This is a genomic window from Streptomyces sp. NBC_00271 (assembly GCF_036178845.1).
Lineage (GTDB): Bacteria > Actinomycetota > Actinomycetes > Streptomycetales > Streptomycetaceae > Streptomyces.
This window is the reverse complement of record NZ_CP108070.1, coordinates 11,454,719-11,472,433: the sequence shown is the minus strand read 5'-3', so window position 1 is coordinate 11,472,433 and position 17,715 is coordinate 11,454,719. Positions and strand designations below refer to the sequence as shown.

Annotated in this window: 15 protein-coding genes and 2 pseudogenes; 9 read left to right on the top strand and 8 right to left on the bottom strand. The window is 69.1% G+C overall.

Translation table 11 applies throughout. The annotated features are described in order from the left end of the window. Positions 1–66: 66 nt before the first annotated feature. Complete coding sequence (locus OG798_RS52395) at positions 67–1,287, top strand: metallophosphoesterase (RefSeq protein WP_328759877.1); 1,221 nt, start codon at positions 67–69, stop codon at positions 1,285–1,287. 141 nt (positions 1,288–1,428) lie between these two features. On the opposite strand, the gene OG798_RS52390 is transcribed toward OG798_RS52395, so the two are convergent. From OG798_RS52390 to OG798_RS52375, 4 genes and pseudogenes are all read right to left on the bottom strand, one after another. Next, positions 1,429–1,776, bottom strand: coding sequence for a DUF488 domain-containing protein (locus tag OG798_RS52390; RefSeq protein WP_257017196.1), 348 nt, complete (start codon positions 1,774–1,776; stop codon positions 1,429–1,431). A 92-nt stretch (positions 1,777–1,868) separates the two neighbouring features. Next, the gene (locus tag OG798_RS52385) at positions 1,869–5,582 is read right to left on the bottom strand and encodes a S8 family serine peptidase (RefSeq protein ID WP_328759876.1); all 3,714 of its coding nucleotides are present in this window, start codon (positions 5,580–5,582) and stop codon (positions 1,869–1,871) included. 619 nt (positions 5,583–6,201) lie between these two features. After that, positions 6,202–7,327 (bottom strand): annotated as a pseudogene (locus tag OG798_RS52380) (transposase); the annotation flags it as partial. A 211-nt stretch (positions 7,328–7,538) separates the two neighbouring features. Then, complete coding sequence (locus OG798_RS52375) at positions 7,539–7,982, bottom strand: hypothetical protein (protein ID WP_328759875.1); 444 nt, start codon at positions 7,980–7,982, stop codon at positions 7,539–7,541. Positions 7,983–8,333: 351 nt separating this feature from the next. Here OG798_RS52375 and OG798_RS52370 point away from each other — a divergent pair, with 351 nt between their 5' ends. After that, positions 8,334–8,762 (top strand): hypothetical protein, encoded by a 429-nt coding sequence (locus OG798_RS52370; RefSeq protein WP_328759874.1) that lies wholly within the window; start codon positions 8,334–8,336, stop codon positions 8,760–8,762. 388 nt (positions 8,763–9,150) lie between these two features. Next, positions 9,151–9,366, top strand: a complete 216-nt coding sequence (locus OG798_RS52365; protein WP_183126857.1) for a DUF6243 family protein — start codon at positions 9,151–9,153, stop codon at positions 9,364–9,366. 365 nt (positions 9,367–9,731) lie between these two features. Here OG798_RS52365 and OG798_RS52360 read toward each other — a convergent pair whose 3' ends face one another. From OG798_RS52360 to OG798_RS56940, 3 genes are all read right to left on the bottom strand, one after another. After that, a complete protein-coding gene (locus OG798_RS52360) occupies positions 9,732–10,151 on the bottom strand; it encodes a hypothetical protein (RefSeq protein WP_328759873.1) in 420 nt (139 codons plus the stop codon). Next, the gene (locus OG798_RS52355; RefSeq protein WP_183126859.1) at positions 10,121–10,510 is read right to left on the bottom strand and encodes a hypothetical protein; all 390 of its coding nucleotides are present in this window, start codon (positions 10,508–10,510) and stop codon (positions 10,121–10,123) included. Before OG798_RS52355 ends, OG798_RS52360 begins: the two co-directional genes overlap by 31 nt. 66 nt (positions 10,511–10,576) lie before the next feature. Then, the gene (locus OG798_RS56940) at positions 10,577–10,921 is read right to left on the bottom strand and encodes a DUF2750 domain-containing protein (RefSeq protein WP_443054164.1); all 345 of its coding nucleotides are present in this window, start codon (positions 10,919–10,921) and stop codon (positions 10,577–10,579) included. A gap of 74 nt (positions 10,922–10,995) precedes the next feature. On the opposite strand from OG798_RS56940, the gene OG798_RS52350 reads away from it, so the two are divergent. Beyond that, positions 10,996–11,238 carry a hypothetical protein gene (locus OG798_RS52350; RefSeq protein WP_328759872.1) on the top strand — a complete coding sequence of 81 codons (243 nt, stop codon included), beginning with the start codon at positions 10,996–10,998 and terminating at the stop codon, positions 11,236–11,238. A 189-nt stretch (positions 11,239–11,427) separates the two neighbouring features. Here OG798_RS52350 and OG798_RS52345 read toward each other — a convergent pair whose 3' ends face one another. Then, positions 11,428–11,811, bottom strand: a complete 384-nt coding sequence (locus OG798_RS52345) for a hypothetical protein (RefSeq protein WP_095850118.1) — start codon at positions 11,809–11,811, stop codon at positions 11,428–11,430. 206 nt (positions 11,812–12,017) lie between these two features. On the opposite strand from OG798_RS52345, the pseudogene OG798_RS52340 reads away from it, so the two are divergent. The 5 genes and pseudogenes from OG798_RS52340 to OG798_RS52320 form a co-directional block, all read left to right on the top strand. Next, positions 12,018–12,338: pseudogene (locus OG798_RS52340) on the top strand (phosphatase); the annotation flags it as partial. Positions 12,339–12,462: 124 nt separating this feature from the next. Continuing rightward, positions 12,463–13,323: a PaaX family transcriptional regulator gene (locus OG798_RS52335; RefSeq protein ID WP_095850119.1), complete on the top strand. Its 861-nt coding sequence runs from the start codon at positions 12,463–12,465 to the stop codon at positions 13,321–13,323. Positions 13,324–13,496: 173 nt separating this feature from the next. Continuing rightward, positions 13,497–14,849 carry an alpha/beta hydrolase gene (locus OG798_RS52330; protein ID WP_328759871.1) on the top strand — a complete coding sequence of 451 codons (1,353 nt, stop codon included), beginning with the start codon at positions 13,497–13,499 and terminating at the stop codon, positions 14,847–14,849. A gap of 57 nt (positions 14,850–14,906) precedes the next feature. After that, a complete protein-coding gene (locus tag OG798_RS52325; RefSeq protein ID WP_328759870.1) occupies positions 14,907–16,472 on the top strand; it encodes an MFS transporter in 1,566 nt (521 codons plus the stop codon). 298 nt (positions 16,473–16,770) lie between these two features. Next, on the top strand, positions 16,771–17,223 hold the full coding sequence (locus OG798_RS52320) for a transposase (protein WP_328759869.1): 453 nt from the start codon (positions 16,771–16,773) through the stop codon (positions 17,221–17,223). Positions 17,224–17,715: the final 492 nt, after the last annotated feature.

The window sequence follows — 17,715 nt, the reverse complement described above, 5'->3', positions numbered from 1 at the left end:
GACCGGTCCGAAGACGGCCGGATAAAGTGCGCGCGACGGCAGCCCGGTTGCTCAAGGAGGGGAAGCGTGACCGACACCAGCGAAACCCGATCCGCCGACAGCGCAGCGCACGAGACCCAGCGGAGCCGACTGCACCGCCTGATGCGCTACCTCCCCCTGATCGCCCCCGTCCTGCTGTGGACCGTGCCCTGCTGGCTGCTGCTGTACGCCGGCCAGCACTGGTCGCTCCCTGTCACTCTGGCCTGCACCGCCCTGTTCGCCCTCGGCCTGATCGGCATGCCGCTCGCGATGGTGCGCGGCCACGGCCGACGCCAGCAGGACTGGGCGGCGATCCTCGGGGACACCCTGCTGGGCACCATCTGGGTCCTGTTCACCTGGTCCGTCCTGCTCGGCATCCTGCTGCGGCTCGCCCTGACCGTGACCGGCGTCGGCGACGGCCAGGACCGGGCCCGGATCGTCACCTGGGCGGTCCTCGGCACAGCCGCCGTGCTGCTCACCTGGGGGTACGCCGAGGCCCGCCGGGTACCACGGGTACGCCGCCTCGACGTGCAACTTCCGCGCCTGGGGGCCGGGTTGGACGGCACGCGCGTCGTCCTCATCACCGACACCCACTACGGCCCGCTCGACCGCGCCCGCTGGTCGGCGCGGGTCTGCGAGACGGTGAACACTCTGCAGGCCGACCTGGTCTGCCACACCGGAGACATCGCGGACGGCACGGCCGAACGCCGCCGCGCCCAGGCCACCCCACTCGGCACCGTGCAGGCCACCCGGGCCCGGGTCTACGTCACCGGCAACCACGAGTACTACAGCGAGGCCCAGGGCTGGGTCGACCTCATGGACGAGCTGGGCTGGGAGCCGCTGCGCAACCGCCATCTACTACTCGAACGCGGCGGCGACACCCTCGTGGTCGCCGGCGTGGACGACGTCACCGCCGAATCCTCCGGCCTCGCCGGCCACCGCGCCCACCTCGCCGGAGCCCTGCAAGGCGCCGACCCCGACCACCCCGTCCTGCTCCTGGCCCACCAGCCCAAGTTCGTCGACCGGGCGGCAGCCGGCGGCGTCGACCTCCAACTCTCCGGCCACACCCACGGCGGCCAGATCTGGCCCTTCCACCACCTGGTCCGCATCGACCAGCCCGCCCTCGCCGGCCTCAGCCACCACGGCACCCGCACCCTCCTCTACACCAGCCGTGGCACCGGCTTCTGGGGCCCGCCCTTCCGCGTCTTCGCCCCCAGCGAGATCACCCTGCTCGTACTCCGCTCCCCACAGCAGCCCCCCACGCCGTAGCGCTGGGCGGGCCAGCAGTTCCGCCTGGAGATGCTGACCCTCAGCAGCCTCGCTCCGCTCACGCGACGGAGATCGTGGCGGACGACCGGGTCTCTGCTGCCGCGCAGTCCGCCAGGGGCGCCGGATGACGCAGCAACGGATCTAGCGGCTCGCTGTGCCGGCGGCGCCGAGCCACTGGGCGAGCACGGCGGCCTCACTGTGGCCGAGGTCCTTGGTGGCGGTGAGCAAGGTGACCTTGTCGTGGGCGGCGAGATCACGCAGGTGCTGCACGGCTGGCCGGTGATCGGCGTCCTCCGGTTCGCCGATGTAGCGATCCCGGAACTCCGCGAAGCGCTCCTGGTCGTGGTGGTGCCAGTGGCGCAGGTCCGCCGACTGCGCCACGTCGCGGAGCCATTCGTCCAGGTGGGCCCGTTCTTTGCTCATTCCGCGGGGCCACAGGCGGTCCACGAGCACTCGCTTGCCGTTCCGCGACGAGGTGTCCTCATAGATCCTCTGACAACTGGGAACGCCGCGTGGGCGGGACCGCCGGCTGCGGTCCCACCCACGCGGTGCTGTCCCAGGTGACCTCCCGGGGTATGACGTCAGCGCAGGCCGAAGGCCCGGGTGATCGTCTGCGAGACGGTGTTGCCCGCGCTGTCCCGGGCGCCGACCCGGAGGGTGACGAAGTCGGCGGACCGCGGCGCGCGCAGGTTCGTCCGCCATCCGTCGTCGCACCGGCTCAGGTCGGTCCGCTGCCAGGTCGCACCGTCGTCGTACGACACCTCGACGGTCGGCTTCCCGATGGTGGCGGTGGTGCCCGGCAGGTGCGAGGCGGTCACCGTCAGGCCGGCGTGCCGGTCGGCACGGCCGGACTTGTCGGTGTCCACGCCGTAGTCGAGCTGGATGAGCGGCAGGGACACCGCCGCATCGCTGCCGGTGACCGCGGAGGTGAAGTCCCACTCGGTCAGCGTGTGCGTCGAGTACGGGTTGGCCCAGGTACCGCGGTCGTTGTCGAGGACCAGCCGGTAGGGCAGGCGCTCGGCGCCGAGGCCGGGAACCTGCAGGTACTCGGCGTTGCCCCAGTCGAGCTGCTGGTCGCCCTGGTAGAGCGACATCCAGTCCTTGACGTCGAAGTTCGCGCCGGCCTCGCCGACGTGGCCGGACCCCGAGTCACCCCAGCCGGGCGCGGTGATGTACATCGTGTCGAGGTAGCGCACCGGCTGGTAGTTGATCGGGCCCATGCGGGGCCGCTGGATCGGGCCGAACCAGCTGACCTTGCCGGTCTTGCGCGCCGGGTAGTTCAGCGGGTCGATCGAGTGCTGCCCGGTCTCGCCCTGGATGAAGGCGTCGTCAAGCCACGTGGTGCCGGCGGTGACCCAGTCGGTGCGCTCGCCCTGGGCGGGCGCGGTGAGCTGGTTGCCGACGGCCCAGCCGCGCCAGACGTCCGGACGGAACTCCATCGCCTTGCCCTGCCGGTAGTTCCGGAAGGAGACGTTCACCCGGCCGAGGTCCTTGGACTTCTCACGCCAGGTCGGGTCCGCCGGAACGGCGCCCGTCCAGTGGTGCACGACGTCGTAGACGTAGTCGGTCGTGGGGTGCGAGGTGACCTTCAGCGAGACCGCGCCGTGCCGGAGTTGGCCGAGCAGGTCGGCGCCCTGGTCGGCGTTGAGCGTCGCCACCGTCACCGGGGCCGGGCTCTCCGGGCTCCAGGGGTTCTCGTCCCAGGGCTGCAGGCGGCCGACGCCGTCGTTGACGACCAGCAGCAGCCGGGCGCCGGCGGCCGCGGCGGCCTCCGCCTGGGCCTTGATCCCTTCCGTGCCGGCGCCGCGCACCACGACGGCCTTGCCACGCACGTTCTGCCGCGCGAGCTCCTCGGCCGTACCGTCACCGGCGAAGACCGCCGTCAGGTTCCGGGTACCGGCGGGCAGCGGCGTGGCCGCGCGCTTGACCAGCGGGTCGTTGAAAGTCGTCGACTTCGTGCTCACGGTCAGCGCGGGCTGCTCGAGGCGGAAGCGGGCGCCGGTCTCGAACTCGCCGTCGGTGACCTTCTTGCCGGTCGGGAGCGCCCAGATGCTGTCGTACGACGGGTTGGGCAGCATCGACGTCTCCACCAGGCTGTCGCTGAAGGACCGGTGGGCGTCCAGGCGCGGCGCGACGGCGGTGGTCTGCTGCGGCACGCGCGCCAGGATCCGGCGTGCCTTGCGGCCGTCCAGGGTGACGGTGCGGTCCTGGTCCAGCTTCACGTCGTTGAAGGCGAGCAGCACCATGCCGCGCGAGTGCGGGCCTTCGGAGCCCTGCACGTCCCCGGTGAGCCAGCCGCTGTAGCTGCCGACGGGCAGCCGCGTCGTGCCGGTGCCGGACGCGTCGAGGTCCATCACCGTGAAAAGGTGCTCGGCGGTGAGGACGACCCGGCCCGCCAGCGGCTTGCCCGCACGGTCCTTCGCGACGACAGTCAGATTCTGCCGCTGGCCCTCTCGGGCCGCGCCGATCAGGGTCCGGGCGCGGACGGCTCCGGTGCCGTCCGTACCGGTGATCATGGCGCTGACCGACTGGTCGCCGGCCAGCTTGTCCAGAGCCGCGGTCAGCTTGACCGTGGCGGTGCCGTGCGCGGGCACGGTGACGTGGTCCGAGGAGAGGCTGAACAACCCTGCGGGCACAGTGCCGTTGACCGCCAGGTCGAGGCTGACCGGGGCGTCGCCGACGTTGGTGTACGTCACCGTCTGGACGTCGGTCTCCCCGGGCTTCGGGGGCCACGTGTGGAAGCCGGAGTAGGCGCTCGTAGTGGCGAAGACCGTGGTGTGCACGGCCGCCAGCGCGTCGAGTCGGCCCGCGCCCGCCTGGTACGGGGTGTACGCCGGGGTTGCCTTGGCGCTGCTGACCAGCGCCTCCTTGAGCTGGGTGCCCGTCCAGTCGGGGTGCTCAGAGGCGAGGAGCGCGGCGGCACCGGCGACGTGCGGCGTCGCCATCGACGTGCCGCTCATCGTGGTGTAGTAGCCGGAGCCGCGCTTGTAGTGCGAGCGCGCCGCGACGATGTCGACGCCGGGCGCGGTGATCTCCGGCTTCAGCCCGCCGTCGCCGTCACGCGGGCCCTGGCTGGAGAAGTCGGCGAGCGTGTCGGTGGAGTCGACGGCACCGACGGTCAGCGCGGAGTCTGCGGCACCGGGGCTGCTGATGGAGTGCGGGCCGCCGTTGCCCGCCGCGATCACGAACAACGCGCCCGTGTCGTGGCTGAGTTCGTCGACGGCCTGGCTCATCGGGTCTGTCTTGTCACCGCCGCCGCCCAGACTCATGCTGATGATCCTGGCCTTCTGGTCGCGGGCGGCCCACTCCATGCCCGCGATGATCCAGGATTCCTGGCCGCTGCCCTCGGAGTTGAGCACCTTGCCGACGGCCAGCCGGGCGCCGGAGGCGACACCCCGCTCCTTGCCGTCGGAGGCACTGCCCGTGCCGGCGATGGTCGAGGCGACGTGCGTGCCGTGGCCGTTGTAGTCGGCGATGTCGTCCTCGCCGGGGACGAAGCTGGCACTGTCGGACACCTGCCCGACCAGGTCCGGGTGTTCGGTGTCCGCGCCGCTGTCGAGCATCGCGACCTTCACGCCCTGGCCGGTGTCGCCCTCCGCCCATACCTTCTGCGCGCCGATCTGGGCGGTGGAGTCGGCCAGGTCGGCCTTCACCTTGCCGTCGAGCCACACGTTGGCGACGCCGCCCGCGAAGGACGGCTTCGCGGACCGGGCCGCCGCGCCGGAACCCCTGGTGAGCGAGGACCAGAACTCCGGTGCCTGCTTGTGGTTCTGCGCGAGGGCCGCGCCCTGGATGCTGTCCAGGCGGCGGACGTTGGTCGAGCCGGCCATCTTCGTCCGGGTGCGGGCCTTGGCGGCGGCTCCGGTGTAGCGCACGATCAGCGGCAGCCGGGAGCTGTGCGCGTCGTCATAGCCCTCGGTGATCAGCCGCGTCACGTTGAAGAGCTGCTTGTCGAGTTTGCCGGCGCTCACGTACGGCAGGGCGGCGTCGGGGTAGACATAGGTGGCGCCGTCCACGACAGCGCGGTGGAAGCCGGTGGTGGCTCCGCTGGCGGCCTGGAAGGAGCGCACGACGGTGCCGTCGGCGGCGGTCCCGATGGTGACCTTGTCACCCGTGATCAGGGTGACGGTGTGCGTGCCGGCATCGCCGGGGGTGTGGTGTCCGGCGTCGTTGTGCGACACCTCACCGGCGGAGTACGCGGACACAGCGGCAGTCGCCGGTATGACGCCGAGTGTGAGCGCGGCCGCCACGGCGAGGGCGATCGGCCCGGGCCGGGGGATGGGAACCTTGGGCAAGGAAGACTCCTGAGACGCGGCGAAAAGCGAAAGATCACTGGATCCTCCGGCCTCCCCCGCCGTCGTTCAAGGGGTCACCCGTGTCGCTCTTGCGCCATGGCACAGTTACGCCGCGAGCAGACGGGGTCGTCGGCCACCGCGCGTCCGGGGGGACAGCGGCGGACCGCCCCATGAATTCGGCGTGTCGAGGGACGGAGCAACGGGCCTGTGGGGCATCCCGGTCGGCGGCTTGGCGCATGCCCTCCGCCGGGGTGACGGCGAGTGGGTACCGGCTGTGGGGCTGTCGGCCCCCCGCGGGAAGCCCATCACCCATCGATGACGTGAACTCAGCGCGTGCCCTCGCCCACCAGCACTGGTTGCGTCAACTGCGGATCCCCTGGATATCCGCGACGACGGCCACGACGTCTTCCTGACCGACGCCTGTGGCGTCTATGCCAAGCTCGGCCCAGGCTCTCCGGTCGTTCTCGGTCACACACCACGAGGACCGCAGAGGGATCAGACGTGGAGCAAGGCCATCACGACTCATCTCCTGCCATGTCGCCGCCCCGCCAAACAGCGGCGAACCTTTCGCGCATACTCGATTCAAGGAGCTGATCCAGTGTCACTGGCTCCCATTGCTCCGATCGGTGGCCACGAACGTGTCGGTGTCGCAGACGAGTTGGCGCTCTCGCGCGGCCTCAAGGTTGGTCTCGGAGCAGTATCCGGCGTCGACCAGCGCGTGCTTGGGGTGGGTGCCGGTGTTCGCTGCGGACTGGTCGAGCATTGTGGTGTAGTTCAGCGCGTCCGAGGGGTTGCACGTCACGTCGGCGGCGGTGATGACCTCATGTTCCTCATCGACGACGGCCTGGGCGTTGTAGGCCTGGATGTGGGCGCCGTCGCTGTTCTTCATGATCCACGAGTCGGGGTCGGTGAAGTTGGCCTGGGCCTTGGGCCTGCGGCGGGCGGTGGCGGCGGCCTTCTGGCCGGCGTCGGTGACGGCCTGCTCGTCGCTGGTGCCGGCACGCTCCTGACTGCGGCGTTCCTTGTCCTCGGCGTGGGCTGAGGCCTTGTCGGCGGCCTCGGCCTCGATCTGCGCGCGGGCGGCTTGCAGCTTCGCCACGCGCTTCTCGCGCCGGTCCAGCTCGGCGGGCAGGTCCACTCCTTGCCGTCCACGCCGAAGGTCTGGTCCTCGGCTTCGTCGGCGGCCTCCGCATCGGCCAGCAGGGCCTGGGCCTTCGCCTCCAGCTGGGCGATCTCGGCCTCGATCCGCCCTTCCTTGCCGATCAGGCGGCCGTAGCTCATCGCCTTATGCTTGGAGGCGCCGGCCTCCAGTTTGGTGCCGACCAGCGCGACGCGGCCCGACTTGACCATGCCGAGCTTCTGCGCGAGGTGCAGGGACTGGGTGAACAGACCGGCGAGCGCATCGAGGTGGCGGCGGCGGAACCGGGCGATCGAGCGGAGGCCCGGGGCCTGGCCGACGGCCAGGAAGCGGAACGCGACATCGTCGGCCAGGCGGCGCTCAATCGTCCGGGAGGAGCGGACGCCGGTGGTGTAGCCGTAGATCAGCAGACGCACCATCAGCCGCGGGTCGTAGGGCGGGTACCGCGCTCTTCGGTGTAGTCGGCCAGGACCGGCCCGAGGTCGAGCACCTCGTCGACCAGATCGGCGACAAACCGGGCCAGGTGGTCCTCGGGCAGCCAGCCGTCCAGCAACGGCGGCAACAGCAGGACCTGATGCGGGTCGAACGCCCGAAACGTCTTGTCCACCGCCGACACAGGGCCCTGCGGCCGCTTCTTCCCGACCGGCTCGACCTCGAACAGCCCATCCCCTTCATACATACCGGGATCATCCCGCATGAATGATCCCGAACCGCAACTGAGATTGTTGCCTCGGGGTGACGCCCTGGCCGGCGGAGTATCGCGATGTCATGCGACATCCGAGTGGGCCGACCTGACCGCGGGGCATTCGGACTCGGCGTCAGTCCGTACGCTTGATCATCTGGTTGGCGGCACGCAGCAGGTAAGTGCGGCCCTCCGCGTCCTGGAGCTGGAGAATCACGTCGACTGCGACACCCGGCCCCCATTTCGGTCCAGTCCGGGCGATCACCTCGAAGCGGGATTCGCCCTGTTCCCGGCGGTGTCCTTCGACCACGGGCGCAATCCAAGCGGTGCGCTCGTGGACGATTGCAATGCGCTTCGCCACCAGGCCCTCAGGCAATGCCATGGATCCGACGGCTTGGACCAAGGCCGCCGCGATCAGCGGTTGACCGTCCGGCGGAGAAATTGGCTGGAAGTCGCGCCACAGAACGGTGTCAACACGAAGCGAAACCCCCGCGATGGACACCAACGCCGGAACGGCGGCCAACCCCTCCAGCGGAACACGATCATCTCGGATCCCGGCCTTGGCCAGCCACCTGATCAACGTCTCCTGGCGTGACACATCTGCCCCACTCGCCGCTAACAGCCGTGAAAGAGAAGAATATTACCCTTTCGGCTGGACACATGTCCGCGCCTCAGCACAGGATGCTCGCTACCTGCGGACCGCCACCCCGAAGTGAAAGCCTCAGAAGCGGGTTGCCGGTTAGTGAGACACACTCCTAGCCGCCATCGAACGCGATACCAATGTGGCCAGACCCGCAACGGCCGTCACCCCGTCCGGCATCCTGGAGCGGTGAGCACACCCGCAACGCCTTCACTCAGTTTCGTTCCCAGCCCTGGAGACAAGTCATGGGGCCCAGGGTGGGTCCCACTCGATGCCTTCCGCGAGCCCACGGTGGTTGAGGAGCTCACCCAGTCTGCCTTCATCTGGGACAACTTCAAGGTTGACGTCAGCCTCAGGATCGGCAATGGCGACTTCTCCGACGCCGCGACCTCCGTCTGCGTTCTGGACTTTGTCCTAATGCTTCACGGCGTAAGGGTCACGCTCCGCGAGGAAGGGCTCGCAGTGTTTGAACTGTCTGATCGACAGGGCGAATGGCGCTTCACGCGGGACAAGGAACTCATTGGATTGCGCACCCGATACGCCACCCGGGAGGGCTGGCACTTCCGCCCCGCAGAAGGGCACTGCCCGGCGAGTGAGTTCGACAGCCTGGTGGAGCAGTCGCTGAAGGACGCTCTCGCTCTGATTTTCTCGAGCCAACCCGTGACACGACGGAACCCCTATCTACAGGCCCTCGCGGGCAGCGGCTTCGACGCTGCCTGAAGGTTGACCCGTAGCGGCGGGGCGCAAGTGAGATGATCTCTCATGCCGTCAGTGTGCTCGCGACCACTGACAACGCCCGCGGCGGCCCAGTAACGCCCATCTGGACTTGCCCGGGCGGGCGGCGACCACCGGCGGGTGCTGGCGGTGCTGAGATTCCCGGAAGGAATCGGGCTGACCCCGGGCGCTCGCCGAAGGCCCGGCCGACGCCGGGGCGGCGAAAAGGTTGGTGTGCGGGGCCGACGGAAGCGGGTATCGTCTTTGTCATGTTCTTCCAGACGCCGATTTACGAGTGAGAGCGTGATGGGCCCCTGCTGACGTCCTTCGAGGTCGCCGCCCATCCTCCACCGATGAATCCGTAGATCACTTCAAATCATTACCGGGAGAACCCGTGACCGTGAGCAAGAACATCAACAACCCCGTGGGCATGGGCGGCGGCCAGCGCAAGAAGCTGTCCCGCGCCGAACGGCAGAACAACGGTCCGTACCGCAACCTCGACCGCCAGGGTGCGGCCGACCAGAAGGCGGAGCTGGTGCGCAAGATGCGCGAGAAGGCAGGCGCAGCTGAGGGCGCCGGGCAGGCGGGCGACGACACCGCACAGAGCTGACGCACCGCCGTCGTAGGGCGGCACCGCACGGGGCAGGGCCCGGACCGCGACGCGCGGTCCGGGCCCTGCTGCCGTACCGGGCGCGGTCGGTCCCGCTCAGCTCTCGGTCGGCCACCCGCGTCTCAGCTGAACACCCGGGGCAGCCGCAGATTCGGCAGCCCCGTCACCGCCACCACCCCGAGCTGCACCAGCAGCTCAGCGCGTTCCCCGTGCCCAGCCCGGGCGACACCGCAGCTAAAGCCCGCCCCGCATCGTTGAGGCGGGCGGCTGAGGGAGCGAGGGCTCGCCGCCTACCCTCGTGTAGGGCCTCATCGCCAAGACCAGGCTCGACCTCGAACCTCCCTAACCCAGCCGTTAAAGATCTTCTAGAAGGCGCCAGGGGGCAGCAGGTGCGGGGCGCGGACGCCGAGGATGCCGAAGACCTCGTTCTTCGCCGGCGTCATGAAGGCGAGGTCCACGCGGCCGGTCCTGGCCCAGATCCCGCCGAGGGACTCCGCACACTCCTGGGCCAGCACGCTGGTGAAGTCCTCGGCGCGGATGATCCGGATTAGGCCCGATTCGACGAGCGGGCCGGAGAAAAACTCCAGGTCCATAGCCGCGTCGGACTTTTCATCCTCGCGCGCCGTGGGGTCGTCAAGGATTCCGACAAGCAGAACCGCCCGCTCCTCGGGCGAGATCTCCGCCCGGCTCTCCAGCACGGTTTCATCCGAGGTGCGGCGCCGTCCCTGTGTGAACAGCCCCTCCAGCCAGGTCCTCATCTGCAACAAATCCTCGATCCCGTCCACAAGGTGCCCTCGCCGATGCCGATGCCGATTCCGACCACGTCACCGAGGCCACCGCCCACGACGCCGTCGACCACGGTCCCGACCGGCCCGCCGACGAAGCCGACTTCCGCCCCGGTCTCGGCGCCATTGCCCGCGTCGGCGAGGCCGCCCGCCAGGCTGGCGCTGTCGTGGAGAGCCGTCTGGGTCCGCTCGGTACGGACGCCACATCGTAGACGTCGTAGGCAACGGGTGGCAGCGATTAGCAGCCTGCCGCCGACCTCCCAGATCGATGGCTCCGCGCGGCACCCACGGCTTGTCCAAGGTGATGTGCTCAAGGTTCGCAATCCTGCTGTGCTCGACTGCGGCAGCAGGTCGATCATGGCTTCATGCCCTCGTCATCAAGACCAGAATCGCCCAACCTTCGTAACTCCAGCCGCTAAAGATCGCTAGTCGGCCGCCGCGAGTCGTCTGAGGACTTCGACCGGAGTGAAACTCCACCCGACGAGACGGGGTCCGCTCCATTTGACGCCGATCATGAGTCCCTCACTGGCGGCAGCAGGCAGTTCGCTATCGCGCCAGGCATCCAGAGGCATGGATTCAACCCGTAGCCCACTCCCCCAGATCTTCGCCGCCCGCGCGGCGCGGGCCGATGTCGACCAGTAGGGAAGACTCCGGGTGCCGTTCAGCCGCGAGGGAAGCCGGGCTACCCTCGTCGTCCCGCACAAGCTAGACAACTCCGCCCTGGCGGACGTCTCGGAAGAATGCTGCTGCTTGCGAAAACTCTGACTCATGACCACCTGAGCCTAGCGGTCCGCGCCACTCCTTTCGTTAGGAGTTCTTACTGCCCGGGGACAAGAACGCCACGGTGCAGCTGACCCTCTACAACTTCTCCAGCCGTTACGGCACTCAGTACAACCTGCACTTCATGAACATCCCTCTGATTACCATCCCGCCCCCGCTGATGTTCCTGTTCTTCAACCGGCAGATTGCCGCCGGGATAGCCTCCGGCGCGATCAAGGGGTACCTCCGGCAGCCGGCGTCGGCGGCGTCCCAGCGGGCAGCCACGCGGGAGACGGCGGCGGGCAGCCCGCCGTTGGCCGGGAGGTAGATCGGCAGCAGGCTGCCGATCTACGGGGGGTGGCCCGTGGACAGGCGGCATCCGCCGCAGCACGGCCCGCTTCGCCCGAGCTCGAGCTACGACAATTCCCTCGCCGCATCGTTCATCCAGGGCCTCGTACGGAAGTTGCTCCACGGATACCGCTGGACCTCCAAGGCGAAGACGCGGCCAGAAGCCCCGTCAACAGGTAGGAGAGTCCATGATGCGGATCGCATCAACCGGTGGCGCCCCAGGGTAGGCGGGGAAGAGGGTGTAATCCGGCTCCAGGCACATCGTGCCACCGTCGGCGAAGTGCAGCAGTGCGCCGTCATCGTTGCGCGAGTTCAGGATTGCCACGGAACCGAACGACCTTGGGCCGAGCTGCTGGTAGGTGCTGGTGACATCCTTGTAGGCTGCAGTCGGCTTGCGCGCCTGCCAGTCCGCCTCTGTCTTGTAGAAGCACACACGCGGATACGTACACCCGTCTCGGGTATCGGCCGTCGCCGGATAGGCCCCCACCGCGGTGACTGCGAGAGCCACGCACACGGCTGCCAAAGCCCGACGCATTACCTGTTTGATCGTCATGGTCCCCCTTGGTGCCGGCGCTCGGCCACTCTCCTCGGCCAGGAGAGGAATGCGTCAGCAGGCCTCGATTCAACATGTCCGAGTTGTTCACGGACAGTGGCGCACGGGGGTATGTCGAATCACTCGCCGGTGTCCTGAGCAGCGTGTGCAGAACTCCAGCGGCGCATGGTGCCTCGTTGCACGAACGCGCCTATTGCTGACCTTGAATGCGTGCGTCACCTGCCCGGCTCGGAGCCAAAAGGTACGTCCTGTTCGAAGTCGATGGCACGTTAAATGACCCCCTGGACAACCAGCGCCGGATTTGGAGGGGGTGGGCCGAGCGATACGGACTCGACCCCGATGAGGTCCACCAAGTAGCCCTGCGGACGAGGCCGATGGAAACGTTCGCGCAGGTCGTTCCGGACCGTGATCCGCAGGAGTGCCTGGCCGCACTGCATGAACTCGAGGACGAGGACGTCCGGTCCGGCGTGTACGCGGCCTTCGACGGTGCGTCCGAGCTGCTGGACGCTCTGCCTTCGGAGGCTTGGGTCCCCCCTCGCCTTCCACCTTCGTGTCTCGATCGCTAATATCGGGCCATTCTTCAATTGCCGTCACAGAAATGACACATTTCTCCTGAGTGGAGGCAGTGCACGCTCGCCCCGGGCCTACGCTGTGTCGGTGACCAGTGTCGATGTCGCCGCCGGACCGACCGCCGAGAGCGGTCCCGAGCCGCGCACCCAGTCCCTGATGCTGACGTTCTTCGGTGCTCACGTGCTGGGGCGGCCCATCGCCGTGTCGTCGGGGAGCGTGATCGCTGCTCTTGGGAGGTTGGGCAGTAGCGAGGAGGCGGTGCGGACCACCTTGAACCGGATGGTCAAACGCGGTCTGCTGGAGCGTCGTCGCCAGGGCCGGAAGACCTACTTCGGACTGACGCCGCACGCCGTCCAGGTTCTGACGGACGGCAGGGACCGTATCTGGCGGACCGGCGCGGTGAACCGGGACTGGGACGGCCGGTGGACGATGGTGGGCTTCTCGCTGCCCGAGGCATGGAGTCGCGAACGGCACGACCTGCGCTCCCGGCTGATCTGGGCGGGCTTCGGCCCGCTGCAGAACGGCCTGTGGGTGGCCCCGGCGCGCGTCGACGTCCGTGAGATGGTGGCGGGTCTCGGTCTGGAGCCGTATCTGCGGGTGTTCCGGGCGGAAGTGGAGTCGCCGACCGACGTCCGCGAGGTGCTGGAGCAGGCGTTCGACGTGCCGGCCATCGGCGCACGGTACCGGGCGTTCCTGGAGCGCTGGGACCGCACCGACCCGCTTCCCGCAGCGGTCTCCGGCGACGAACTCGCAGGCCAGCTCCTGCTGCACACCGACTGGCTGGACCTGGTGCGACGGGACCCGCATCTGCCCGCCGAGCACCTTCCGGGGGACTGGCCCGCCGCTCAGGCGGAGACCGTCTTCCGCGGCCTGGCCGGCCGCTGGGAACGCCCAGCCGCGCGCGCGGCCGCCCGGTTGCTCGACACCCTGACGCTGGACTGATCCGCACCCAGCCCCCACCCGTCCGCTCCCGAGTCCCGTGCATCCACACGCGGACCCGTCTGCCGCATTATTGGTCACTCTATTGACGGCAATGAAAAAAGAGCCCTACATTCGCAGCGCTCTTCCAGCTCGCTCCCCCACTCGGTCCCCCCTCGACTCGCGGAGCCGCCGCCATGCCCCGACCCCGTTTTTCGACCCTCGCCGCCGCCAGTGCAACCGCTCTCGCGACAGCCCTGATCGGGCCGGCGACCGGCGCCCACGCCACCACGGAAGGCCACTACTCGGGCACGCTGTCCGACGGCGCCACCTGGATCGCGGACAAGCCCGCGCAGTGGAACGGCAGCCTGCTGCTGTTCAGCCACGGCTTCGGACCGACCACCGCTGCCGACGCCCCGTCAACCGCGGTACGCCAGGCCCTGCTGGACGCCGGCTACGCCCTCGTCGGCTCCTCCTACGACCCGAACGGCTCGATGTGGGCGCTCGACTCGGCCGAGCGGGATCAGTTCGCCGCACTCACCGCCTTCCGCCGACAGGTCGGCACACCAACCCGGGTCATCTCGGTGGGCCAGTCCATGGGCGGCCTCATCAACGCCCAGATCGCCCGCGACGGCGCGGGCCGCGTCGACGGTGCGCTCGGCCTGTGCGGACTGGTCGCGGGCGGCGTAGATCTGGACAACTACCAACTGGACGCCGAGTACACCCTGGCCACGTTCTTCGACCCCGCCGATGCCGACAAGCTCGTGAACCTGGACAGCCAGACCGACGCCGGCGCCGTCGCCGACCGGCTCACGAAGGCGGTGGAATCGGCGCAGCAGACCCCGGCGGGACGCGCCCGAATCGCCCTGGCCGCCGCCTACCTCAATCTGGCCGACTGGGCTCCCGGTCGGCAACCGCCCTCGCGCGACGACTTCGCGGGCCAGGAGGAGCAGCAGTACGCATGGCTGGCACAGGGCCTGCTCGGGTTCATCGTCCCGGCGCGCTGGTCGGTGGAGCAGTCCGCCGGCGGCAACACGTCCTGGAACAAGGGCGTCGACTACGCCGGGCTGCTGCGCAAGTCCGCCCACGCCAAGCAGGTCGAGGCGCTCTACCGCGGCGCCGGGCTCGACCTGCGCAATGACCTGAACCGGCTCACCCACAGTGCCGACATCACAGCCGACCCGGCCGCAGTGGCTCATCTGAAGCGGACCTCCACCGCCGGACAGGGCCTGGACGTGCCGCTGCTCGACATCCACACCACCGCCGACCAACTGGTGCCCGTCGAACAGGAATCGGCCTTCGCCGGGCGGGTGCGCAGGGCCGGAGACTCCACGCTGCTGCGACAGGCCTATGTGGCACGCCAGAGCCACTGCAACTTCACCACCGCAGAAGTACTCGCCGCTCTGCACGCCGTGGAGCACCGGCTGGACACCGGGCACTGGAACAACTCCGCCACCACCGCCGAACTCCAGCACAGCGCCGACGAACTGGGCCTCGACGGCGCCGCCTTCACCGACTACCGGCCGAATCGTCTGACCGGTACCCGCTGATCCCGAAGCGTCCTCTCCCCGTCCCAAGCTCGCGCGCCTCAGGAGCCCTCCGTGTCAATGACGACCGAACCCTCCACCAGAACCGCCACCGGCCGAGGCCTGACCACCGGCACCCTGGTCGCCGGTCTCCTCGCCGTCTGCCTCGCCCAGATCGGTCTGGCCATACCGGCCACCCTCAACGGCCTGTTCCAGTCCGACCTGCACCCGGTCGGCTCGCAGCTCACCTGGATCTCCGACGCCTTCCTGCTCCCGGTCGCCGTACTGGAACTGACCTTCGGCCTGCTCGGCGACCTCTTCGGCCGCAAGCGGCTGCTGATCGGCGGCGCTTCACTGCTGGCCGCGGGCGAGCTGGTCAGCGCCACCGCCTCCGGCATCCACCAACTCTGGGCCGGACAGGCCCTGGCAGGCCTGGGCGCCGCCGCCCTGTTCCCGACCTCGCTGGCCGTCCTGGCCGCCGGCACCACCTCGCCCGCACAGCGGGCCCGGGTCATCGCGATGTGGGCAGCCCTGCTCTCCACCGGCGGATTCCTCGCCCCGCTACTCGGAGGCATCACCGCCACCTACGGCTCGTGGCGATGGTCATTCGTCGTGGTCACCGCCATCGCAGCGGCAAGCGCCGCCGTCAGCGCCCTGTTCGCCGTCAACTCCAGCGCCCCCGCAGGGCGTTCACTCGACATAGCGGGCCAACTGACCATCGGTCTCGGCCTGTTCTCCCTGCTCTACGCCATCATCCAGGGCCCGACGGACGGCTGGGCCTCACCCTCGATCATCATCGCCTTCGCCCTCGCGGCCGTGTTCCTCGCCGCCTTCGTCCTCGCCGAGAAACGCGCCAAGTCCCCCCTCCTACGCCTGGACCTGTTCCGCAACCGCGCCTTCGCGGTGGCCTCGGTCGTGGCCGTGGTGGGCATGTTCGCCTTCCTGGGCACCGCCTACTCCGTCAGCATCCGACTCGGCCCGGTGCAGGACCAGGCCCCGATGCGGACAGCCCTGGCATTCGTCCTGCTCAACGGCATCACACTGGTAATGCTGCCACTGACGGAACGGCTGCTGAGAACCGCAGCACCCGGGCTGCTGCTCGGCGCGGGGCTGCTGCTGATCGCAGCGGGAGACTACTGGGCAGCCACACTGCCGATCACCGACAGCGCCTTCACCTCACTGATCCTGCCGCTCGGCCTCGTCGGCCTAGGCTTCGCGATCACCGTCACGTCCATCACGGCAACGGCCGTCAACACCGTGCCAGTGCACCTGGCCGGCATGGCCAGCGCCACCACCAACCTGCTGCGAGACTTCGGCTTCACCCTCGGGCCGGCCATCATCGGCGCCGTGGCCCTGAGCCGCGCGGCGAGCAACTTCTCCGACTCCCTGCACGACTCCGCCCTGCCCGGGGCGCTGAAAGGCGCAGGCACGGCCGTACTCGACGAGGGTGGCCCACTCGCGGTCAACGGCGCCTCCACAACGTCACCAAAACTGGCCGACCTACACCCACTCGCCCTGGACGCCCTCGGCCACGGCTACTCCATCGGCTTCGTCGTCTGCGGCTCGGCCGCACTGTTCTCCGCACTGCTGGCCCTCATCACACTACGCAGCCGAGCCGCCCCACATACCGATTCCACAGAGCACTAGCTTGACTCTGTCGGGAATCTTGGAGCCTTCCGGTGCCGCAGCCTGATCAGCAGGCATGCTCGGGCTGTTTCGAAAACCGATGCCGTTGTAGACGTGCCCGGTGTCCCTCCGTCCCCGTTCTGGTGAACAGGTCCCGTCTCTGACCGCGCAGCTCGCGCGGGCGAGCAACCCGGACGGTACGACGGCGATATGAGTACGTGACCGCCTCGACGGACTGTGGAACGGCGAGTATTTCGCTGACCGGTACCCGCGAGATGAGCGTCCGGGCCTCTCGCCCGCCCAACTCGCCACCGCGAACGTGCTGCAGTTCCTGCTCAATTTTTCCGACCGACAGGCGGCCGAGACGGTGCGCTGCCGCATCGACTTCAAGTACGCCCCCGCGCTGGAGCTCGACGATCCAGGCTTCCACCACAGCGTGTTGTCCGACTTCCGCAAGCGCGTCGCTGAGGGCGACCGTGCCGACCGGCTCCTGGACCCCGCGCCGACCCGTCTCAAGGAGGCCGAGCTCGTGTGTGAACGCACCACGCAGCGCACCGATTCCACCCATGTCCTGGCCTCGGTGCGCAGCTTGACCCGGCCGCAGCTGGTCACCGAGGCGGTGCGGGCCGCCTGGAAGAGCTCGCCAGCACCGACCCACACCTGCCGGCCGGCCTGGTCGACGAGCAGTGAGGGCGCCGCTACGGCCGTCCGGTCCGCCCGGGCCAGTACCCCACCCGGCCCAAGACCAGGATCAACACCACCGGCAAGGTAGTTCTGCACGACGATGTGCCGCATAGCTTGGACCGCGACGCGGCAGACCGCCTGCGCTGGCACACCGACGAGGGCAGCGGACTGCCGCCCTCGTCGGTCGCGATCGTCTCTCCCTACGACCTGACGGCCCGCTAGGCCCGTCGCGGGCAGATAACCCGCTGGAAGGGATTTGTCACGCACTCACTGAGATCTGCACCGCTGATGGGGCCGACGTGATCACGGATGTGGCCACCACTGCGGCCACCGCCTACGACGCCCAGGCCCCGCCCGGCATCCACACCCGGCTGCGGCGCCGCGAGCTGCTGCCCGCCGAGCACTTGCTCGACGGTGGCTACACCCTCCCTGGTCCACGTGGACCAGGGCGCCCGGGAGCACCAGGTCACGGTCACCGGGCCGCTGCCGGGCAACCCCGCCCGCCAGCACCGCCAGAACGAGGGCTTCGGCCGGGACGACTTCCTCATCGACTTCGACCGCCGACAGGTGACCTGCCCTC